The organism is Mammaliicoccus sciuri, from assembly GCF_025561425.1.
In the GTDB taxonomy this organism is placed as follows: domain Bacteria; phylum Bacillota; class Bacilli; order Staphylococcales; family Staphylococcaceae; genus Mammaliicoccus; species Mammaliicoccus sciuri_A.
The window spans coordinates 1921843-1943427 of record NZ_CP094824.1 but is presented as its reverse complement, the minus strand read 5'-3'; the positions used below and the strand labels follow the sequence as shown (position 1 = coordinate 1943427).

The following is a 21585-nucleotide window of genomic DNA, read 5'->3' as shown; positions in this document are numbered from 1 at the left end:
ATGAAGAATACACCAATAATTGCATTAGACTTTGCAACTCTAGAGGAAGTTGATCAATTTTTAGATTTATTTAATGAATCCCTATTTGTAAAAGTAGGTATGGAACTTTATTTGCAAAATGGTCCAGATACGATCAACCGAATTAAAGAAAGAGGTCATGATATCTTTTTAGATTTAAAGTTACATGACATTCCAAACACGGTTCAAGGGGCATTAAAAGGATTAGGCAAACTCAATATCGACTTAATCAATGTACATGCAGCAGGTGGTAAAAATATGATGGCTGCTGGACTTGAAGGCTTACGTGAGACAAATTTTAATGCTAAGTTAATAGCTGTAACTCAGTTAACTTCTACTACAGAACAACAAATGAAAGATGAACAAAATATTCAATCATCCATCAATGAATCAGTCGTGCACTATGCAAAAATGGCACATGAATCAGGACTTGATGGTGTCGTTTGTTCACCATTAGAATCTACTTTAATTCAAGAACATATCGGCGAAACTTTCTTGAAAGTAACACCAGGTATACGTTTAGAATCTGATAAGACACATGATCAACAACGTGTGACAACACCAGAAGATGCTAAAAAATTAGGCTCAACACATATAGTAGTGGGTCGTTCAATTACGCAACATGAAGATCCAGTAGCAAGATATCACGAAATATTACAAAGATGGGAAGGATAATTCATATGACTCAAAATATCGCACAATCATTATTAGAAATTAAAGCTGTAACACTTTCACCTGACGATCCATATACATGGAGTTCAGGTATTAAATCACCGATTTATTGTGATAATAGAGTAACATTAGCATATCCTGAAATTAGAGAAAGTATTTATCAAGGTTTAATTGAATTGATTAAAGAACATGCTCAAGATGCTGAAATTATTTCTGGTACGGCAACAGCAGGTATTCCGCATGCAGCATTTGTTGCGGATCAACTAAAATTACCCATGAGCTATGTGAGATCTAAAAGCAAAGGTCATGGTAAAGGTAATCAAATCGAAGGTGCTTTAAGCAAAGGGAAAAAAGTAGTTGTAATTGAAGATTTAATTTCAACAGGTGGTTCATCAATTAATGCTGTTGAAGCTTTAATTGAAGATGGTGCAGAAGTATTAGGGGTATTTGCAATCTTTACATATGGTATTAACAAAGCAGAAGAAGCTTTCAAAGCAATCGATGTTCCATTCTATACTTTATCTAATTATGATGAGTTGATTTCAGTAGCTGAAAAAGAAGGTTATATCGAAAATAAAGATATAAAAACTTTAAAAGCTTGGAAAGATACTTTATAATAAAGTCAAGATAAGGGGGGTCTTTATGGAAAGCCAACATAAATTATCTGCTGCAGAAGAACAAGAGCAGATAAAAAAATGGGGACATATTAATGATTTTCTTAAAAAAGATTCTAATGCGAAACCTGACTTTAATCATTATGAAGTAAGAGATGAAAATATGTACGAACGTACTGGTTATTCGAATAACACAAACGTGAATAGACAGAGAAGATATGATTTAGGCGACAAAAACATATTTAAAAGTATCAAAAAAGAATTAGAAGAAAAAGGATTCTTTGATGATTAACATGAAGAAAAGTAAACTAAAAACTGCTAAGTAATTGATATTCAATTATTTAGCAGTTTTTTAAAATGTGAGTATGAATATTCAGAAAGTTGTATGAATTGTGCATGTCCTTTGTTAAAATGTAAACGTATACACTTTTAAAGGGGGCGAAATTTATGAATAAACATGATAATAAGTTTACGAATCAACTTTGGAAAGAAAGTGGACGTACGAAAGAAATGTTAAAGTTCTTTTCAACGGATGCGTTAAAAAATCAAAATAAACCAGATCCTGAATTGAAATCATACAATACCGCACAACTTATCGGTTTAATATTAGGTCCATTACTATTTTTAGTTGTGTTATTATTTTTCAAAGCAGATGGACTGAGTCAAAATGGTGTCTACGTTATGGCTGCCACTTTATGGATTGCCGTATGGTGGATTACTGAAGCTATACCAATTCCAGCAACAAGTTTAATGCCTTTATTCCTTTTCCCGTTAGGCGGAATTATGGATAGCGCGACTGTTTCAAGTGCATATGGAGATGATATTGTATTCCTATTCTTAGGTGGTTTCATTATTGCAGTTGCGATGGAAAGATGGAATTTACATACAAGAATTGCACTCGTCATTATTAAAAGTATTGGTACGAGTACAGGTAGAATTTTATTAGGGTTTATGATTGCCACGGGTGCTTTATCGATGTTTGTTTCAAACACAGCAGCCGTTATGATTATGATTCCAATCGGTATGGCAATTATTAAAGAAGTAAATGAATTAACAGCTGAAGGCAATGACAGTCACAATTTATCACAATTTGAAAAATCACTCGTACTTGGTATCGGTTATGCAGGTACAATTGGAGGGTTAGGTACTTTAATAGGGACACCACCTCTTATTATTTTGAAAGGTCAATACGAAAAGATTTTCGGAGAAGAAATTGGATTTGGTCAATGGATGGTTATGGGTGTACCTACAGTTATTATCATACTCGCGATAACTTGGGCATATTTAAATTTCGTAGTATTTAAACATGACATGAAAGAACTTCCAGGTGGGAAAGCAATCATTACGAGAGAATTAGAAGCTTTAGGTAAGACGACTTATGAAGAAAAAGTTGTATTCACATTATTCTGTTTAGCTGCATTTTTATGGGTATCTAGAGAATTTTTATTAGCACAATTACCTTTTACAGAATTAGTTAAAGATGGCACAATTTCAATGTTTATTGCTGTTATACTTTTCTTAATTCCAGCAAGACGCAAATTTGCTAGAATTCTTGATTGGTCAATTGCTAAAGATTTACCATGGGGCATTTTATTGCTATTTGGTGGTGGTTTAGCAGTAGCTTCTGCCATTACAGAAAGTGGATTAGATAAATGGATGGGTAAACAAATTTCAGGATTAGATGGCGTGAATATCATCTTAATTATAGGAATTGTTACGCTGTTAGTATTATTCTTAACAGAAATTACATCTAATACTGCAACAGCTACAATGATTTTACCAATTTTAGCTACAATTGCAGTAGGTATTCATGTGCATCCACTAGCGTTAATGATTCCAGCAGCAATGGCTGCAAACTGTGCATTTATGTTACCAGTCGGTACACCACCAAATGCGATTGTATTTGGTACAGACAAAGTAACTATACGAGAAATGGCGACAACCGGATTTTGGTTAAACTTAATCAGCTGTGTAATTATCGTCGGATTTGTATGGTTCATGGTTCCTTGGTTATTTGGAATAGATTTAGTAGCAAGTAAATAATTGAATTGTAATCAAAAAGAAATGCTTGGACGACGATCCAAGCATTTCTTTATATTGTATTTTAATCCATAAATAGTTTGATAAATATATATCCGACAATGATAATGGCTAACATAATGACGATCGGTAACAATAATGAAAGTGACATAATATCTCTCCTTTGTCTTTAACGCTTAATAAGATTATACTAAATTATATACCAATTAAAAAATGATTAAAATCTGTTGATGGAGTGTTTATTCAATGATACCAAAAATTACGACATTTTTAATGTTTAACGGTGAAGCTGAAGAAGCGATTAATTTTTATACGTCTATTTTTAAAGATAGTGAAATTTTAACAATGGTTAAGTATGGTGAAGAAGGACCTGGTGAACCTGGGACTGTTCAACATTCTATATTTAAAATAAATGGACAAATATTTATGGGAATCGATCAAACAAATGGCGTTGAAATTGAGATGAATCCAGCAATGTCATTATATGTAACGTATGAATCAGCAATGGAAATGGAACATTTATATTCTAAACTTAAATCTGGTGGTGCGATTCTCATGCCGAAAACAGAATTACCACCAACATTTAGAGAGTTTGCATGGGTTCAAGATAAATTTGGCGTGAATTTCCAACTTGCTTTACCTGAACAACAGTCATAAATACAATATATAAAAGTAAAACTTTCATAACTGAAAAGGCTTTGAAAATGATTTCTGGCCAATCAAGTTATGAAAGTTTTTGTTATTTTTTAAGTAATTTTTTAATGTCGTCATAATCAGTCGTGACATAGAGTGTTGTTTGACTGTCGTAAGTGACAAATCCTGGTTTAGCACCACTCGGTTTATGGACGTTCTTTATAGCAGTGTAGTCAACTGGGATTTGACCTGATTGACTTGCTTTAGAATAATACCCAGCAATCATTGCCGCTTCTTCGATTGTTTTTTGCGTTGGTTCATCTTCTTGTATCACAACATGTGAACCTGGAATATCTTTCGTATGGAACCATAATTGATTTTTTCTAGCGACACGATGTGTTAAGTAATCGTTTTGTTTATTATTTTTACCTAATAAAATCGTTTGACCATCTGTAGAAATAAATGTCGTTAACGTAATTTTGTTAGAATTTTTCTTTTTCTTATTTTTACGTTTCTTCACAAAACCTTGTTCTTCTAATTCTTCTCTAATGTCATCAATATCATCAACAGAAATATGGGCAAGTTGTTGTTCTAATGACTCAAAATATAAAATGTTAGATTGTGTCAATTTGATTTGTTTATCTAATTCTATTTCACGTGTCTTAAGTCTGTTATATTGTTTGTAATAATATTGTGCATTCATTGACGGTGATTTCGTTGGATTTAAAGGTATCGTAATAGGCTCATTGTTATAATAATTAATAGTTTCTAACGATTTGTCACCTTGTTTAATTTGATACATATTCGCCGTTATTAATTCTCCAAATAATTGTTGCTCATCTTTGTTACGAGCCGCTTCTCGCTCATTAATTAATTTCTCTAGTTTATGACGATTTTTTTGAAGATGTTGGTCGACTATTTTAACTAAATCTAATGCACGTTGCTTAACGCGCTCTCTTTCACCACGTGATTCATAAAATCTATCTAAACATTCATGTAAATTATCAAAAGACATATAGTCATTTCCATAAGAATGTAACGGCATAAAGTAGAAAATTTCTTTGCCAGTCGAATCATCACTGTAAATAACAGGATTAGGTGATTGTTGAACTTCATCCATTACTTCATTAAAAGCTTCCACTAAAGTTTCTTGATTCATAAATGGTCGTCTAGATGTAATCTCTTTCGTTATAAGTGGACTAAAACCTTCAAATTGTTGAAGGAGCTGTCGGTCAATTTTACCCGAATTAAAATCAATATATTTATTGATATCGTCTACTTCGAAAGGATTTAATTTCTTAACAGTAGGTGGATATTCATATTTGAAACCTGGCATAATTGTACGAGCAGTATTAGTATTAGGCGTATGATGTTTAAAGCCGTCGATAATTTTACGGTCGCCATCTATTAAAATGATATTACTATGTCTACCCATAATTTCTAATACAATTGTTCGTTTTCTTAAATCACCAATTTCATCTCTAGAATGAACATCGATCTCTACTAATCGGTCATTACCAATTTGAGTAATACTTTGAATAATGCCGCCATCTAAATGTTTACGTAGTACTCTAAGAAACATCGGTGGATCGAAAGGATTATCAAATTTTTCAGCAGTTAAGTGAAAACGGCTGAAATTTGCATGTGTTGATAATAGTAATTGTTTATTTTTTCGTTCACTTCGAATTGTTAATATAATTGTGTCATTACTAGGTTCAGTAATTTTATGAATTCGCCCAGTTACAAGCGATTGTATATCTTCAACGATCTTTCTAGTAAATAAGCCATCAAAAGCCATTTGCATTCACACCTTTATCAAAAGTCAATTTATTGTAACATGTAAGGGATTAAATGAGTATAATTCTGTTTAATCTTTAAACGTCTCTAGCCATATAGAATTGAAATATGGTAAGATATAAAAAAACAAAATGATAATAAATCGTTAGTATTCATTAGGAAAGGTCGTTTGACATGAACATAGAAAAAGGGTTACTGATAGTGCTCTCTGGCCCATCTGGAGTTGGTAAAGGAACAGTACGTAAATCAATATTTGATGATCCGAGTACGGATTTTAAATATTCTATCTCTATGACTACTCGAAACATGCGTGAAGGCGAAACGGATGGCGTAGATTATTTCTTTAAATCAAGAGAAGAATTTGAAGCTTTAATTGCTGATGACCAATTTATAGAGTATGCTGAGTATGTTGGTAATTACTATGGTACGCCAGTACAATACGTAAGAGATACGATGGATAACGGTTATGATGTATTTTTAGAAATAGAAGTAGAAGGTGCGAAACAGGTTAGAAAGAAATTCCCTGAAGCATTATTTATTTTCTTAGCACCACCAAGTCTTGAACATTTAAAAGAAAGACTTGTCGGTCGCGGAACTGAATCAGATGAAATCATCCAGAACCGAATTCTTGAAGCGCGTAAAGAAGTTGAAATGATGAACCTTTACGATTATGTTGTTGTAAACGATGAAGTTGAATTAGCGAAAGAGCGTATTCAAGCCATCGTAGAAGCTGAACACTTAAAAAGAGAACGTGTTGAAGCACGTTACAGAAAAATGATATTGGAGGCAAAAAAATAATGTTATACCCACCACAAAACGAATTAAAAGACAGCATCAATTCTAAATATTTAGTTGTAACTACTGCAGCTAAGAGAGCACGTGAATTACAAGAACACCCTGACAGTTTATTATTAGATGAATATCGTTCACTAAAAAATGTAGGTCAAGCACTAGAAGAAATAGCAGCTCATAAAGTATATGCTAAATTAGAAGACTAATCATTTGAATTAACGAAAGACCTTTTATGTTTGGACGACCAATCCATACATGAAAGGTCTTTTTATTGAATATGTATATTGTAATTTAGATTCATGACAGTCTTTTTTAAAGAATGTATAATAAGTATAAAGTTTAACAATCGAATTAATCGGAGGAGTACACAAATGAAGAATATACTTCTAGCTGTAACTGGGGGAATAGCTGCCTATAAAGCTATAGATTTAACGAGCCAATTAACACAAAGCGGCTATCAAGTGCGCGTCATGTTAACTGAACATGCGAAACAGTTTGTGACACCATTGGCATTTCAAGCTATCAGTCGCAATCACGTTTATACAGATACTTTTGACGAAAAAGATGTCAGTGAAATTCAACATATTACGTTAGCTGACTGGGCTGATGCAGTCATTGTTGCGCCTGCAACAGCTAATACAATTAGTAAATTAGCGAATGGCTTAGCAGATAACATGGTGATTTCAACATTACTCGCTACGACTGCTCCTGTTTTTATCGCACCAGCAATGAATGTTCATATGCTTGAACATCCTTCTACCGTTGAAAATATGTCTCGTTTAAGAAATTATGGTTATAAATTCATCGCGCCTGGGGAAGGTTATTTAGCTTGTGGTTATGTTGCAAGAGGTAGAATGGAAGAACCGATTACTATTTTGACAATTATTGATGATTATTTTAAAGAACAAGCACAACCACAAACATTTGCTTTAAAAGGTAAAAACGTACTTGTAACTGCTGGACCAACAGTTGAAAAAGTAGATGCTGTACGCTATTTTACAAATCGTTCAAGTGGAAAAATGGGCTATGCATTAGCTGAAGCTGCAAGAGATTTAGGGGCGAACGTTACGTTAGTAAGTGGAGAGACAAATTTAACGCAACCTGTTGGCGTAGAATTTGTTCAAGTAACAAGTGCTGAAGATATGTTCCAAGCTGTTAAATCACGTATGAATGAAATGGACATGATTATTAAAGCAGCAGCAGTCGCTGATTACACACCAGTTGAAACTTCTGAACATAAAATGAAAAAGAAAGATGGCGACTTACAGCTTACATTTAAAAGAACGACAGACATCCTTAAATATTTAGGGGAACATAAAGATAAGCAATATTTAGTTGGATTTGCTGCTGAAACAGATAATGTCGAAGAATATGCAATGGGTAAATTGAAAAAGAAAAATGCAGACGTCATTGTTGCCAATCACGTTGCGAATGAGGCAATTGGCTTTAGGTCTTCAGATAATGAAGTAGATATGTATTTTGCAAATGGTGATAAAGTACCAATTGCTAAAGCTTCTAAACAACAAGTTGCCATCAAAATTTTAAATGAAATTACTAGTAGGTGGGAAGATTGATTGCAAATGTAGTCGTAGATATTCCAGCTAAAAATGTCGACAAAATATTTGATTATTTAATTCCGCAAGATATTGTAGATATCGTCAAAGTCGGTGTTAGAGTTGAAGTGCCTTTTGGTCCACGTAAAATTCAAGGATTTGTCATTGGCATAAGTGAAGAATTAACAAGTGACATTGATCAGTCAAAATTAAAATCAATCATTCGTGTTAAAGATTTTAAACCAGAGTTAACAGCGGAACTCATTGAACTGAGTGAGTGGATGTCTAACTTTCACTTAGTTAAACGTATCTCGGCTTTAGAAATTATGTTACCGAGTGCTGTCAAAGCAAAATATCAGAAAGTATATTGTATAGCTGAGCCAGAAGGGATTCCAGCACAATATTTAAATTATTTTAATAAAGAAGGTATTTTAACATTTGAACAAGCGCAACAACTTCAAATTGTTTCTATTTTAGAAGACTTTGTAGAAAATGACGCGATTATAAAAGACACAATTGTAGGTCAACAACTCACAAGAAAATATATAACTTGCGTAAGAATCGTCCCTACTGATCGATTAGATGAGATTTTAATGTCATTGAGTAAAAAAGAAAAACAACTCGATGTCATGAACTATTTAATTGAACATAGACGAGAAGATGTCATGCTCAGAACTTTAAAAGAAGAAGGTTTCTCAGAATCGAGTATCAATACGCTTGTTAAAAATCAAATATTAGAAAAATACGATGGCATTATGAATAGAGATCCGTATGAACATCGTATTTTTGAAAAAGAACATAATAAAGCGTTGACTGAAGCCCAACATGAAGCTTTTACACAGATTGATGAAGCGGTTCGTAATAATGAATCGAAGACGTTTCTTTTACACGGTGTGACCGGTTCAGGAAAAACAGAAGTATATTTACAAACTATTGAGAATGTACTCAAAAAAGGGGAACAGGCGATTATGCTTGTGCCTGAAATTGCATTAACACCGCAAATGGTTAACCGATTTAAAGCACGCTTTGGTGATGAAGTTGCTGTGTTACATTCCGGTTTATCTAAAGGTGAAAAATACGATGAATGGCAAAAAATAAGAGATGGTAAAGCAAGTGTTTCAGTAGGTGCAAGGTCAAGTGTGTTTGCACCATTTGAAAAATTAGGTCTTATTATCATTGACGAAGAGCATGAAGCGACTTATAAGCAAGAAGATTATCCGCGGTATCATGCAAGAGAAATTGCGATATGGAGAAGTGAATATCACAAATGTCCAGTCGTATTAGGATCAGCTACACCAAGTCTTGAAACTTTTGCACGTGCAGAGAAAAATGTTTATCAATATTTAGGATTACCAGATCGTGTGAATCAACAGAAAATGCCTGAAATTGAACTTATTGATATGAGGGAAGAACTTCAAGAAGGTAATCGTTCGATGTTCTCTAATGACCTGACTAAAGCCATTCAAGATCGCATTGATAAAGGAGAACAAATTGTATTGTTCTTAAATAGAAGAGGACATTCATCATTTGTATTATGTAGAGATTGTGGACATGTGCCGCAATGTCCAAATTGTGATATTTCGCTTACATATCACAAAACACATGATGATCTAAAATGTCATTACTGTGGATACAGTGAGCCTATGCCTCAAAGATGTCCAAGTTGTGAAAGTGAACATATACGACAAATGGGTGTTGGCACCCAGAAAGTCGAAGAAATTATATACGACACATTCGACCGCGCTAAAGTTATTAGAATGGATGTCGATACCACTTCGAAAAAAGGTGCCCACGAAAAATTATTAACAGCTTTCGGGAACCAAGAAGCTAATATTTTGTTAGGGACACAAATGATTGCTAAAGGATTGGACTTTGAAAATATTACATTAGTTGGCGTTCTTAATGCAGATACGATGCTAAACTTGCCAGATTTCAGATCGAGTGAAAAGACATTCCAATTACTGACTCAAGTTGCAGGTAGAGCAGGTCGACACGAGAAACAAGGCGAAGTCATGATTCAGACTTATAATCCAGATCATTACGCAATCTTAGATGTCACAAGCAATGACTATATGTCCTTTTATCAAAAAGAAATGAAATTTAGACAGATTGGTAAGTACCCACCATATTATTATCTTGTGAATTTGACCATTAGTCATACAGATATTAAAAAAGTATTAAAAGCATCCAAACATATACATGGCATATTGTTGCAACACATTACAACACAATCCTTTGTATTAGGACCATCACCAAGCCCGTTATCACGAATTAATAATAGACATCGATTCCAAATATTAATTAAATTTAAGAACGAACCAGATTTATTAACAGCCTTACAATATTTAGATGATTATTATCACGAGCAATACTTAAAAGATAAACTATCACTAGAAATAGATATTAATCCGCAGATGATGATGTAAATAGAAAGAAACCCGTGAAATGTGAAGATTTCACGGGTTTTTCATATGATGAGGTCAAAATCTAGTTCTCTTTTCTAATTTTGCTGATGTGAATATCTCTTGAAATTGCAATCAAAGGACGAATGAGCATTTGGAAACTCCCAATTACAAATAGAACAGTTCCTACAAAAGTAGTTGATTCATTAAAAAATAGAAAACTACCCGTTATAAATATCATCGCAAGAATGATATCGTTAATTTGATATAGAAATTTATAAAAAGTAACAACCTTAACATCAATATTGAATATGGTGAATTCCAATTCATTTTTATTTTTAGTGTGCATAATCCTCACCTCAAGTTGATAATATCAATAAATAGATTAAATTCAAGAAATTGATGTATGTGGGGGAAGGTTTTATTTTATAAGGCGCCCGTTATGAACAAGTTTGGCGAGAAGTGTTCATAAGACCATCGTTATTAGCAGATCTGGCCAAAGGTGCAAATACTGACCCCGTTATTAGCAGTTCTGGTTAAAGGTGCAAATACTGACCCCGTTATTAGCAGTTCTTGTTAAAAGTGCAAATAACGAACACCACATTAGTTTATTTAGGGAAGAATTTTCTATTTCTTTTCTTAGCTGATTTAAAATACTTGTTACAAACACGACCAATCGTATATTCTTTCACCGGATAACACCACTGGATGGCTTCATCAAATGTGAAGCCGTCTCTTTTTAAATAATAGAGTTCTTTCAAATTGTACAGAATGATTTCTTCGGATTTGATCTTACTATGACAGTACGTGCAGTTATAGTAGATTTTACTTTCTACTATATTGATAGTGTGCATTTTTCTGCAGCTCGGGCATTTTATACCTGCTAAACTGAGATCGAAGTATGGTGTGATTTCTTTTTGATAATAAGTGGAGTGAATTTTCTTGTGTTGTAATAAAAAGTTTAATAGTGGGTAGTGACCCCCCCAAAGTTAGAGTTTCCATTATGCTATTAATTGGCTGGATTGAGTTCGGTATTGTACTGAACTTCGTCCAGCCAATTTTAATTTCAAACGTTCATTGTTATACCAATAGATGTAATCCTCAATTCTTCTTTTTAATGTTTCATAGTTAACAAGTTCTTCTCCATGATACATTTCCTGCTTCATGATGCCAAAGAAATTCTCCATAGAAGCATTATCCGCACACGTCGCTTTACGTGACATACTTTGATAAATCCTTTGTTCCGATAATCTTCTAATCCATGCATTATGCTGATAATGCCAACCTTGATCAGAATGTATCGTCGTACGATATGGTGCTTCATGCTTAATGATTGTAACTGCTTTATCCAATGATTGAAGTACTAAGTCTAATGTTGGTCTTCTGGATATACCATAAGAAATGATTTCCCCATTGTATAAATCCATAATAGGGCTGAGATATAATTTTTGTTCTTCAGCACATTTAAATTCAGTGATATCTGTCACTAATTTTTGAAGTCGAATAGATGTATGGAATCTACGATTCAAGCGATTTTCAGCCACTTTACCAACTGTACCTTTGTATGATTGATAGCGTGATTTACGTGTGAATTTTTGACATTTTAATCCTAGTTCTCGCATAATTCGTTGTACTTTCTTATGGTTAATGAGATAACCTTGATTTCTCAAAGCTAAATATATACGACGATAGCCGTATTTACCGTTGTGTTTTTGAAAAAGTTCAATGATCTTTTTCTTCCAACCTTTATCTAAATCTTCCTTTTGTAATTGTTTGGCATGGTAATGATAGGTTGCTTCTGGTATACCAACCTTTACTAAGATATCTTTTAATTTGAATCCTTCTTCTTTGAGTTCGAATGCCACTGCTGCTTGTGCTTTTCTAGAAAGGCACTCGGATTCTCTCGAAAAGCGTTCAACTTTTTTAAATAAGCATTCTCTAATCGAAGATTTTCATTTTCTAGCTCTAACTCTTTTTCTCGTGATAGGTTTTGATTAGATTTCTTCTGTTTCTTCTTTTTCATGGGAGGTCGTCCTTTCGGCTTTTCGAGTCCTTCCACACCTTCTTTGTCATATATCTTTTTCCATCGCACAATAATAGATGGGGTATTTAGGCCAAATTTAATCGCTGTATCTTGGAAGGAATCGCCTGTTCTTTTCATATAGTTTAATACATTTATTTTGAATGTAACAGAATAAACTGTCTTTTTCTGTTTCTTTTTAATGCCATCTACACCGAATGATTGAAAGGCTTTTACCCATGTTCGTATAATAATTTTATCAGGTATATTATATTTTTTAGCTAATTTTCGATAACCATAATGGCCATCTAGATAATCTCTTACAACTTTCAACTTAAATTCATCACTATATTTTGTCATATTAAAACACCCCCTAAAGTTAGTTTTTTTACTCTAACTTTAGGGGTGCAGTACCGTGCGGGGTTATACTTTGATGATTGGTATTGTAAAATTTCTTTGATTTGATTTAACTGATTGAAGTATATGATATTCTGATTATGTGGCCAGTTTCCAACGGGTATAAAATGAGGATTCGTAAAAATGATATAAGGCTGAATATCTATATGTATACCATTTTGATGCAGTAATTTTTCTAATTCAGATTTTATAAATTGAATTTGCTTAATGGGGGATTTCGTAGTGATGCCGTAACTATTTTTTAAGTAATCTTGTTCGAAGTGCCACTCGTCTCTATAATGTTTAATTTCAAATAAGAAAAGTGTATTGTCTGTTGCGACTAAATAATCAATTTGGACATGATGTTGATTACCGAATTCGAAGTCGTAAATATAGCTGATGTTTGATATCGTGTTTAAAAATGATTTGAAATAGCGTTCGCCTTCTTTACGGTTGTAATAAGTGAGAAGATTGTTCCTCTCATCTTTCGATAAAATCTTCCGTGATTCAAGTGAGAGTAAATATTGATAGTAATCGGATGTGTTCATATAGGACTCCTTTCTGTTATTTATTGGTAATTCAATTTTACTTCGTTTACTCAAAAATTTCTATCAAATCAATGTAAGCGACTGTAGATGAATTTTCTCTGTCGCTTTTTATATTGATTTACGTTATAATTATACGATGAGTTTTTAAAAAGGAGCGATAGATATGGCTGTAAAACCACTTGTTACGGTACCAAATCCAATATTAAATAGAGAAGTTAAAGATGTTGTGACTTTTGATGAGTCTTTAAAAACATTAATTGCTGATTTAGAGGATACAATGTTTGAAAATGATGGGGTGGGTATAGCTGCACCTCAAATTGGCGTTGATCTTAAAGTTGCGATTGTTGATATGGAGCAAGAAGGTATTTTGCAGCTAATCAATCCAACGATTGTTTCTCAATCTGAAGAAACTGAAGCTGATGTAGAAGGTTGTCTCAGCGTACCTGGTGTCTTTGGAGAAGTGAACAGAAGTAAAATGATTGTTGTGAAAAGTAATGATTTAAATGGTAATGAAGTTGAACTAACTGCGTATGATGATATTGCACGCATTATTTTACATGAAGTAGATCATTTATATGGTGAATTATTCACGGATAAGATGACGAAAGAAATTAGCGAAGAAGAATTAGAGGAGATGTATAAGGATGAGTAAAATTGTATTTATGGGTACACCAGATTTTTCTACAGGCATTCTTGAAATGTTAATTGAAGAACATGAAGTGATTGCAGTTGTTACTCAACCTGATCGTCCAGTAGGTAGAAAAAAAGTACTGACACCACCTCCTGTTAAAAAAGTAGCAGTCGAACATAATATTCCAGTATATCAACCTGAAAAATTAAATCATTCACCAGAATTAGAAGAGATTATTAATTTACAACCTGATTTAATCGTAACTGCTGCATTTGGACAGCTATTACCAAAATCATTATTAGATGCACCAAAATATAAAGCTGTCAATGTGCATGCTTCATTACTACCTAAATATCGCGGTGGTGCTCCGATTCATTATGCAGTTATGAATGGTGAGAAGAAGACAGGCGTAACAATTATGTGTATGGCAGAAAAATTAGATGCAGGTAATATTATTAGCCAAGATGAAATCGACATTAAAGAGAACGACACAGTAGGAGATGTTCATGATCAATTAGCAGTACTCGGTACAGCATTATTGAAACGAACTTTACCTACTATTTTTAATGGAACAAATGATAGCATTCCTCAAGATGAATCTCTTGTAAGTATTGCTTCTAATATTTCAAGAGAAGATGAAAGAATTGACTGGACAGAAGATGCTGAATCAATTCATAACCATATTAGAGGGTTATCACCTTGGCCTGTTGCTTATACAACGATGAATGATAAAAATATGAAATTGTGGCGCAGTGAAATTGTAAGAAATGTTAAAGGTAATCCAGGAGAAATTGTTGAAACAACTAAATCAGCTATTATAGTAGCAACAGGTAGTGAAGATGGTGTTGCTTTAACTGAAATACAATTAGCAGGTAAAAAACGTGTGCAAGCACGTGATTATTTAAGCGGATTACAATCAAAAATTGATGGGACTAAATTAATATGATGAAAAACAATGTAAGAAACGTTGCATTAACGATTTTAGATGATGTACTAACAGGTGAAGCATATAGTAATCTACAACTTAATGAAGCGATAAAAAACGAAGCCGTATCTAAAAAAGATGTTGGATTATTAACAGAACTTGTATATGGTACTTTACAAAGAAAAATTACTTTAGAATATTTAATTGAGCCTTTTATTAAGACGAAGCTAAAAGGTTGGATGAAACGTCTATTAATCATGAGTGCATATCAATATGTGTATTTAGATAAAGTTCCAAATCATGCGATTATCAATGAAGCTGTCAATATTGCTAAAGTACGCGGTGATTTACACAATAGTAAAGCAATCAATGCAATTCTTAGAAATTTCATGTCTACTCCATTAAGAACGTTAGACGAAATCAAACATGATGATAAAAAACTTTCAATAGAGAGTAGTGTACCTTTATGGTTAACGAAACATTGGATTACACATTTTGGATATGAAAAGACAAGAGAAATGTGTTTACTAAGTTTAACACCGCCAGATACAACAGTAAGAGTAAATACAACACGTATATCTGTTGAAGATGCAGTTGAAAGATTAGAAAGTAATGGTTATACTGTCGAAATAGATAAAGACATAGATAGATGTTTACATGTTAAAGGTGAAGCTATTGTAAATGATAGACTATTTAAAGATGGTTTATTATCAGTACAAGATAAGAGTTCAATGTTTGTAGCAGAAATTTTGAATCCGAAACCGAATAGTACAGTATTAGATACATGTAGTGCACCAGGTGGTAAGACTTGTCATATCGCTGAAATCATGAATCAAACAGGTCATGTTGATGCATTTGACATTCACCCACATAAAATAGATTTAATTGATTTTAATATCAAAAAATTAAGACTTAAAAATGTAACAGCAGCAGTACACGATGCAACTCAGCCTTTTGATCAAACATATGATTACATCCTTGTAGATGCACCATGTAGTGGATTTGGTGTCATGAGAAGAAAGCCTGAAATTAAATATGACAAGACATCAAAAGATGTTGAATCATTATGGCACTTACAATTAGAAATCCTTGAAAATGCGAGTAAATCTCTCGCACCTAATGGAGAATTAGTGTACTCAACTTGTACAATTGAACAAATGGAAAATGAAAATGTTGTTTATTCATTCTTAAAAGCAAATCCAGAGTTTGAATTCGCACCATTTATAGATCCGAGAACAAATCAAGAAACTAAAACATTACAGCTACTACCTCAAGATTATAATTCAGATGGTTTCTTTATTACTAAAATTAAGAGAAAGGAAAGTTAATATGCCAGCTATACAGAAAAAACGCAATAAATTTATGCCAAACTTCGAAAGACCTTCAATATATTCATTACAATTAGTAGAATTAGAAGATTGGTTGATCGATCAATCAGAACCAAAGTTTAGAGCTAAACAAATTTTTGATTGGTTATATGTTAAAAGAGTAGATGCTTTTAGCGAAATGACAAATCTTTCAAAAGAATTGAGAGAAAAGCTTGTTCAATCATTTGAAATTACAACATTAGAAGTAGCTGTTAAACAAGAAAGTAAAGATGGAACAATCAAGTTTCTTTTTGAATTACAAGATGGATACACGATTGAAACAGTATTAATGAGACATGAATATGGGAATTCAGTTTGTGTGACAACTCAAGTAGGTTGTCGTATAGGTTGTACGTTCTGTGCCTCATCAATCGGTGGTTTGAAACGTAACCTTGAAGCGGGTGAAATTGTTGCGCAAGTATTAACAGTTCAAAAAGCTTTAGATGCTACGGATGAGCGTGTCAGCCAAGTCGTTATTATGGGTATTGGTGAACCATTTGAGAACTATGATGAAATGATGGGATTCTTAAAAATCATTAATCATGATAAAGGTTTAAACATCGGTGCACGTCATATTACAGTTTCTACATCAGGTATTGTCCCTAAAATTTATGATTTTGCTGATGAGTCACTACAAATAAACTTCGCATTAAGTTTACATGCAGCTGATAATGAAACACGTTCTAGATTGATGCCTATTAATAGAGCTTATGATTTAGATAAATTAATGGAAGCTATTGAATACTATGTCAATAAAACGAATAGAAGAATCACATTTGAATATGGTTTATTCGGAGGCGTGAATGACCAAGTTCATCATGCAAAAGCATTGGCAAAATTAATTAAACATTTAAACTGTCACGTGAACTTAATTCCAGTTAACCACGTACCAGAACGTGATTATGTAAAAACATCAAAAGAAGATATCTTTAAATTCGAAAAAGAATTAAAAAGAAACGGGATAAATGCTACAATAAGACGTAATCAAGGTGCAGATATTGATGCTGCATGTGGACAACTAAGAGCAAAAGAGCGAAAAGAAGAAATGAGGTAACAAATCATGGAAGCACGGTTTTTTACAGATGTCGGTCAATTTCGAGAACAAAATGAAGATGCAGGTGGTATCTATACAAATCAAACAGGTCAAGTTTTATTAGTGATTTGTGATGGTATGGGTGGACATGCTGCTGGTGAAGTTGCAAGTCAATTTGTGAATGATTCACTTAAAGCTAGATTCGAAGATGAAAATTATATTGAATATGATCATGCTGAAGATTGGTTGCACTCTAATTTAGCTGATATAAACAGACAATTATATAACGAGTCTATGAACAATGATATGTATAGAGGAATGGGTACAACTTGTGTTTGTGCTTTAGTCTATGAAAAAGACATCGTTGTAGCTAATATAGGTGATTCACGTGCTTATTTGATGAACAGTCGTGAAATGATGCAATTAACAAATGATCATACATTTGTTAATCATCTTGTTACGATTGGAGAAATTACGAAAGAAGAGGCTTTCACGCATCCTCAAAGAAACATTATTACAAAAGTTATGGGAACAGATAAACGCGTTAACCCAGATATTTTTTACTACAATACAAAATTTTATGATTATTTACTTTTAAATTCAGATGGTTTAACAGATTATTTACATGAAGATGACGTTCAACAAATTGTGATGTCTCATAAAGGTATGGTTGATGATATTGGTGAAACACTTATCGAAGAAACAATCGAAGTCGAAGGTAAAGATAATATCTCGTTAATATTATATCCATTTGAAGGTGGAAAAATATGATAGGTCGCATAATCGCCGGTCGCTATGAATTTGTGAAGTATCTTGGTGGCGGTGGTATGAGTAACGTCTATTTAGCGAAAGATAAGATCTTGAACCGTGATGTAGCAGTGAAAGTAATCAACATACCGCCTTATGAAAAAGAAAAAGCCGTTGAACGTTTCGAACGAGAAGTTCAAAATACGACGATTTTAAGTCATAGTAACGTTGTGAATGTACTGGATGTAGAAGAAGATGATAATTGTTACTACCTTGTTATGGAATATATAGAAGGACCAACATTAAAGGAATATCTATGTAAAGAAGGTAAGTTATCTGCAGATGAAGCGGTTGAAATGACGCTTCAAATCTTAAAAGGTATCGCACATGCACACCATCATCGAATTATTCATCGAGATATTAAACCGCAAAACATTCTCATGACTAAAAATGGGACGTTAAAAATATTAGACTTTGGTATCGCAAGGGCATTAAGTGAAACAGCTCTAACAGAAACGAATCATGTTATGGGTTCTGTTCAATATTTATCGCCTGAACAAGCTAAAGGTCAATCAACAGATGAATCATCAGATATTTATTCTATTGGTATTGTATTGTATGAATTATTAACAGGACACCCACCATTTAATGGGGAAACGCCTGTAAGTGTAGCCATTAAACATATTCAAGAAGAGTTGCCATCTATTAGAAAAGAACGACCATCTATACCTCAAAGTATAGAAAATGTCATTATGAAAGCAACACGTAAAGAAAAATCACTCAGGTACCGTGATACAAATGAAATGTATTATGACCTTTTAACAGCATTGGATGATGAACGTAAAGATGAATTACCTAGGTATGATTCTGATTCAGATACTAAAACAATGCCCGTTATAAAAGCAGATGAAGAAGAAAGTGATACTAAGACTGTTCCAATTGCAACGACGCAACAAAATGCTAATGCTCAACAACAAAATACGGAAACAAATAAGCCTAAACGTAAACGAAATAAATGGTTAATCGTTTTTGTGCCTATTTTACTATTATGTATGTTAGTAGGTGCAATCGGTTTTGCCTTAACAGCACCTAAATATGTAGATGTGCCTAACTTATTAGGAAAATCACGTGGTGAAGCCTTAGCTTTAATAGATGAAAAAGGTTTAAGTAAAGGCAAAATAACAGAAGCCTATAGTAATAGCTTTAAAGAAGGCGAAGTTATGAAAGTAACACCTAAAGTAGGTAGTAAAGTTAAAGAGATGACTAAAGTTGATTTAGTGATATCTCAAGGTGTTAAGACGTTTACCGTAGAAGATTATGTTGGGAAATCAGCAGACAAAACGAAAAAGCAATTAGAAAAACAAGGCTTTGAATCTGTCCGTATAAAAGAACAGTATGATAAAGCGGCGAATGGTACAGTAATTAATCAAAATATCGAACCAGGTTCTAAAGTCGTACCTAAAGATACGATGATTATTTTGACAAAATCAATCGGCGTGAAACAAGAATACGTTAAAGATTATACGGGTGAAGAAATCAGTAAAGCAACATCTGAGCTTGAAGCGCTTGGATTTAAAGTAGAACAATCTGAAGTTGAAAGTGATGAACCAGCAGATACAATCGTCAAACAATCATTTAAAGATGGACAATTGCCAGTCGAATCAACGATTTACTTTGATGTATCTAAAGGTGAAGATAAAGACGCTGACTCAGATAAATCAGATGACAAAGGTAAAAAAGATGACAACGATGATAACGCAAGAGATAAAACATATACACAATCCGTTTATATACCATTTACAGGATCTGATAGTAAAAAAGGTCAGAAAGTAGAAATCTTTGTAAAAGATAAATCAAATGATATCAAAAAAGTTGCAGATTCCTTTACGATTAAAAAAGATACAACAAGAAGCATTAATTTCACGATTCCAAAAGGCGAATCAGCTGAATATCGTGTTGAAGTTGATGGTAAAGAGATTGAAAGTAACACAATTGATTACGATGATTTCTAAAAATATATAGTATATAGATATTTGAGAGACTGAAACATTAAACAGTGTTTCAGTCTCTATTTTTATACACTATTGATTTAATGCTTAGTTCTTAGTAAAATTTAGAAAATGAGTCTGGGGTGAAAAATATGCTTCCTTATGTGTCTTTATATGAATATGTATATCGTCAAACAGAACATGCTATTGTAGATGCTGATCAAAAGCACGCTATTTATGAAGAGTATAAAAATATTGTGACCTCATCTCATCTGACTGATCAAGTCTTTATAGAAGTTATGAATAATTTCTTCTATGATATAGGTTTGTTGAGTACGTTTATTAAGGCATTGAAAGTTCCTGACAAGCAAGTGGGGATTAAGGTGAGGGCTACTAAAGATGCTTTAGTTGTTACAGAAGTGCTAGATGATATACGCTTTGTTGTTGGTGATGAAATTACACAGTTATCAGGGGATTCTATTGAATATTGTAGAATGAGATATCATCGTTTATTAAAAGATGAACCTTACCATAGGGAAGAATGGGGACATATTTTAACTTTCCAAAATGAAGTAGAAGTAAAAAGAGCGAATCAAACTTATCGTTTTGAATTGAGACATTATCCAGTGAGTACAGAACATACGATTGATGTGACTGTTAAGGATGATGTGCCAATATTAGAATTTAACGGAGATATTCGTTTTGAACAAGCTGTTGAAGCGTTATACAAATTATCCAAAATTCAAGAATCATCTAAAAAAGTCATTTTTGATTTTAGGAATGCACAATTTAAAAATTTAAGTATAGCGGAGTTTCTTATACCTTATTTTTATGAGATTGGTAATCAAGAAACAATATTAACGCGAGACACACATATAAAGGTTGAACGAGAGCGTCATAAGACGTTATTTAAACAAAAATTAGAACGTTTGTATAAAGCGTGCAGTGAAATGAATGAACAAGCTTTTTATCAAAATATTTTGGATCAACCTGTTGGTGATTGGAAACTCTTTGATGATGATAAAATTGATTTTATCGGATTAAGTCGATTTGAAGAAATTGTGGTTTTAATTGATAAAGATACATCTTATGCTGCTGAATGGCTCGTTTATAAAGTAGCAAAATCGGGAATAGTCAATCTTGTCGGAAGACCAACGAGTGGGAATTTAGCATTTTTTAATGTTGTTGAAGAAATTATTGATCAACGATTTATACTCAGTTTTCCGGTTGATAATCTAAGTCAGTCGATTCAAGATGATGTCGTTTATCCAGATACGCTAATTGAGTGGTCAAAAAGGCATGCATTAGTTGACAAAGATATAAAATTTTCAATTGATAATAGTAGTTGATTGATTATTTTCACAGAAAATGAAATAATATGTAAGTATATGAAATTTACAAAAATTCTA

22 protein-coding genes are annotated in these 21585 nt (G+C 33.1%); 16 read left to right on the top strand and 6 right to left on the bottom strand.

What is annotated here, in order from left to right:
- The 5 genes from pyrF (at position 1) to MUA60_RS10130 (ending at position 4001) form a co-directional block, all read left to right on the top strand.
- Entirely contained in the window at positions 1–693 is a 693-nt protein-coding gene (gene pyrF, locus MUA60_RS10150) for an orotidine-5'-phosphate decarboxylase (protein WP_262648142.1), read from the top strand.
- Between the two features lie 5 nt (positions 694–698).
- Complete coding sequence (pyrE, locus tag MUA60_RS10145; protein WP_262648141.1) at positions 699–1307, top strand: orotate phosphoribosyltransferase; 609 nt, start codon at positions 699–701, stop codon at positions 1305–1307.
- Between the two features lie 25 nt (positions 1308–1332).
- Positions 1333–1596, top strand: a complete 264-nt coding sequence (locus tag MUA60_RS10140; RefSeq protein WP_262648140.1) for a hypothetical protein — start codon at positions 1333–1335, stop codon at positions 1594–1596.
- A 155-nt stretch (positions 1597–1751) separates the two neighbouring features.
- Positions 1752–3347 (top strand): SLC13 family permease, encoded by a 1596-nt coding sequence (locus MUA60_RS10135; protein ID WP_394812722.1) that lies wholly within the window; start codon positions 1752–1754, stop codon positions 3345–3347.
- Between the two features lie 243 nt (positions 3348–3590).
- On the top strand, positions 3591–4001 hold the full coding sequence (locus tag MUA60_RS10130; RefSeq protein WP_262648139.1) for a VOC family protein: 411 nt from the start codon (positions 3591–3593) through the stop codon (positions 3999–4001).
- Positions 4002–4083: 82 nt separating this feature from the next.
- On the opposite strand, the gene MUA60_RS10125 is transcribed toward MUA60_RS10130, so the two are convergent.
- Positions 4084–5775, bottom strand: a complete 1692-nt coding sequence (locus tag MUA60_RS10125; RefSeq protein ID WP_262648138.1) for an Rqc2 family fibronectin-binding protein — start codon at positions 5773–5775, stop codon at positions 4084–4086.
- A gap of 173 nt (positions 5776–5948) precedes the next feature.
- Between MUA60_RS10125 and gmk the strand changes: the two genes are divergently transcribed.
- From gmk to priA, 4 genes are all read left to right on the top strand, one after another.
- A complete protein-coding gene (gene gmk, locus MUA60_RS10120; RefSeq protein WP_025904573.1) occupies positions 5949–6572 on the top strand; it encodes a guanylate kinase in 624 nt (207 codons plus the stop codon).
- Positions 6572–6772 carry a DNA-directed RNA polymerase subunit omega gene (gene rpoZ / locus MUA60_RS10115; RefSeq protein WP_016911048.1) on the top strand — a complete coding sequence of 67 codons (201 nt, stop codon included), beginning with the start codon at positions 6572–6574 and terminating at the stop codon, positions 6770–6772. Before gmk ends, rpoZ begins: the two co-directional genes overlap by 1 nt.
- Positions 6773–6937: 165 nt before the next feature.
- A complete protein-coding gene (coaBC, locus tag MUA60_RS10110) occupies positions 6938–8140 on the top strand; it encodes a bifunctional phosphopantothenoylcysteine decarboxylase/phosphopantothenate--cysteine ligase CoaBC (protein WP_262648137.1) in 1203 nt (400 codons plus the stop codon).
- Entirely contained in the window at positions 8137–10545 is a 2409-nt protein-coding gene (gene priA / locus MUA60_RS10105; protein ID WP_262648136.1) for a primosomal protein N', read from the top strand. The genes coaBC and priA overlap by 4 nt, the downstream gene beginning before the upstream one ends.
- A gap of 61 nt (positions 10546–10606) precedes the next feature.
- Here priA and MUA60_RS10100 read toward each other — a convergent pair whose 3' ends face one another.
- From MUA60_RS10100 to MUA60_RS10080, 5 genes are all read right to left on the bottom strand, one after another.
- Positions 10607–10762, bottom strand: coding sequence for a YrhK family protein (locus MUA60_RS10100; protein WP_262650612.1), 156 nt, complete (start codon positions 10760–10762; stop codon positions 10607–10609).
- Between the two features lie 367 nt (positions 10763–11129).
- Positions 11130–11282: a hypothetical protein gene (locus MUA60_RS10095; RefSeq protein ID WP_204196193.1), complete on the bottom strand. Its 153-nt coding sequence runs from the start codon at positions 11280–11282 to the stop codon at positions 11130–11132.
- A gap of 240 nt (positions 11283–11522) precedes the next feature.
- Positions 11523–12386: an IS3 family transposase gene (locus tag MUA60_RS10090; protein ID WP_262648075.1), complete on the bottom strand. Its 864-nt coding sequence runs from the start codon at positions 12384–12386 to the stop codon at positions 11523–11525.
- The gene (locus MUA60_RS10085) at positions 12350–12901 is read right to left on the bottom strand and encodes a helix-turn-helix domain-containing protein (RefSeq protein ID WP_025907016.1); all 552 of its coding nucleotides are present in this window, start codon (positions 12899–12901) and stop codon (positions 12350–12352) included. The genes MUA60_RS10090 and MUA60_RS10085 overlap by 37 nt, the downstream gene beginning before the upstream one ends.
- The gene (locus MUA60_RS10080; protein ID WP_262648135.1) at positions 12898–13485 is read right to left on the bottom strand and encodes a nuclease-related domain-containing protein; all 588 of its coding nucleotides are present in this window, start codon (positions 13483–13485) and stop codon (positions 12898–12900) included. The genes MUA60_RS10085 and MUA60_RS10080 overlap by 4 nt, the downstream gene beginning before the upstream one ends.
- A 163-nt stretch (positions 13486–13648) precedes the next feature.
- Between MUA60_RS10080 and def the strand changes: the two genes are divergently transcribed.
- The 7 genes from def to MUA60_RS10045 all read left to right on the top strand — a co-directional run bounded on the left by def (position 13649) and on the right by MUA60_RS10045 (position 21525).
- On the top strand, positions 13649–14137 hold the full coding sequence (def, locus tag MUA60_RS10075) for a peptide deformylase (protein ID WP_262648134.1): 489 nt from the start codon (positions 13649–13651) through the stop codon (positions 14135–14137).
- Entirely contained in the window at positions 14130–15062 is a 933-nt protein-coding gene (gene fmt, locus MUA60_RS10070) for a methionyl-tRNA formyltransferase (RefSeq protein WP_262648133.1), read from the top strand. Before def ends, fmt begins: the two co-directional genes overlap by 8 nt.
- The gene (gene rsmB, locus MUA60_RS10065) at positions 15059–16369 is read left to right on the top strand and encodes a 16S rRNA (cytosine(967)-C(5))-methyltransferase RsmB (RefSeq protein ID WP_262648132.1); all 1311 of its coding nucleotides are present in this window, start codon (positions 15059–15061) and stop codon (positions 16367–16369) included. The genes fmt and rsmB overlap by 4 nt, the downstream gene beginning before the upstream one ends.
- A 1-nt stretch (position 16370) precedes the next feature.
- The gene (rlmN, locus tag MUA60_RS10060; protein WP_262648131.1) at positions 16371–17462 is read left to right on the top strand and encodes a dual-specificity RNA methyltransferase RlmN; all 1092 of its coding nucleotides are present in this window, start codon (positions 16371–16373) and stop codon (positions 17460–17462) included.
- 3 nt (positions 17463–17465) lie between these two features.
- Positions 17466–18212 (top strand): Stp1/IreP family PP2C-type Ser/Thr phosphatase, encoded by a 747-nt coding sequence (locus tag MUA60_RS10055; protein WP_262650611.1) that lies wholly within the window; start codon positions 17466–17468, stop codon positions 18210–18212.
- Entirely contained in the window at positions 18209–20200 is a 1992-nt protein-coding gene (gene pknB / locus MUA60_RS10050; RefSeq protein ID WP_262648130.1) for a Stk1 family PASTA domain-containing Ser/Thr kinase, read from the top strand. The genes MUA60_RS10055 and pknB overlap by 4 nt, the downstream gene beginning before the upstream one ends.
- Positions 20201–20328: 128 nt before the next feature.
- Positions 20329–21525, top strand: coding sequence for a hypothetical protein (locus MUA60_RS10045; protein WP_262648129.1), 1197 nt, complete (start codon positions 20329–20331; stop codon positions 21523–21525).
- Positions 21526–21585: the final 60 nt, after the last annotated feature.

What these genes read in the sequence shown, in the direction of transcription:
- pyrF (WP_262648142.1), top strand. Translation starts at nt 1, where the DNA reads ATGAAGAATACACCAATAATTGCATTAGACTTTGCAACTCTAGAGGAA.
- pyrE (WP_262648141.1), top strand. Translation starts at nt 699, where the DNA reads ATGACTCAAAATATCGCACAATCATTATTAGAAATTAAAGCTGTAACA.
- MUA60_RS10140 (WP_262648140.1), top strand. Translation starts at nt 1,333, where the DNA reads ATGGAAAGCCAACATAAATTATCTGCTGCAGAAGAACAAGAGCAGATA.
- MUA60_RS10135 (WP_394812722.1), top strand. Translation starts at nt 1,752, where the DNA reads ATGAATAAACATGATAATAAGTTTACGAATCAACTTTGGAAAGAAAGT.
- MUA60_RS10130 (WP_262648139.1), top strand. Translation starts at nt 3,591, where the DNA reads ATGATACCAAAAATTACGACATTTTTAATGTTTAACGGTGAAGCTGAA.
- MUA60_RS10125 (WP_262648138.1), bottom strand. Translation starts at nt 5,775, where the DNA reads ATGGCTTTTGATGGCTTATTTACTAGAAAGATCGTTGAAGATATACAA.
- gmk (WP_025904573.1), top strand. Translation starts at nt 5,949, where the DNA reads ATGAACATAGAAAAAGGGTTACTGATAGTGCTCTCTGGCCCATCTGGA.
- rpoZ (WP_016911048.1), top strand. Translation starts at nt 6,572, where the DNA reads ATGTTATACCCACCACAAAACGAATTAAAAGACAGCATCAATTCTAAA.
- coaBC (WP_262648137.1), top strand. Translation starts at nt 6,938, where the DNA reads ATGAAGAATATACTTCTAGCTGTAACTGGGGGAATAGCTGCCTATAAA.
- MUA60_RS10100 (WP_262650612.1), bottom strand. Translation starts at nt 10,762, where the DNA reads ATGATATTTATAACGGGTAGTTTTCTATTTTTTAATGAATCAACTACT.
- MUA60_RS10085 (WP_025907016.1), bottom strand. Translation starts at nt 12,901, where the DNA reads ATGACAAAATATAGTGATGAATTTAAGTTGAAAGTTGTAAGAGATTAT.
- MUA60_RS10080 (WP_262648135.1), bottom strand. Translation starts at nt 13,485, where the DNA reads ATGAACACATCCGATTACTATCAATATTTACTCTCACTTGAATCACGG.
- def (WP_262648134.1), top strand. Translation starts at nt 13,649, where the DNA reads ATGGCTGTAAAACCACTTGTTACGGTACCAAATCCAATATTAAATAGA.
- fmt (WP_262648133.1), top strand. Translation starts at nt 14,130, where the DNA reads ATGAGTAAAATTGTATTTATGGGTACACCAGATTTTTCTACAGGCATT.
- rsmB (WP_262648132.1), top strand. Translation starts at nt 15,059, where the DNA reads ATGATGAAAAACAATGTAAGAAACGTTGCATTAACGATTTTAGATGAT.
- rlmN (WP_262648131.1), top strand. Translation starts at nt 16,371, where the DNA reads ATGCCAGCTATACAGAAAAAACGCAATAAATTTATGCCAAACTTCGAA.
- pknB (WP_262648130.1), top strand. Translation starts at nt 18,209, where the DNA reads ATGATAGGTCGCATAATCGCCGGTCGCTATGAATTTGTGAAGTATCTT.
- MUA60_RS10045 (WP_262648129.1), top strand. Translation starts at nt 20,329, where the DNA reads ATGCTTCCTTATGTGTCTTTATATGAATATGTATATCGTCAAACAGAA.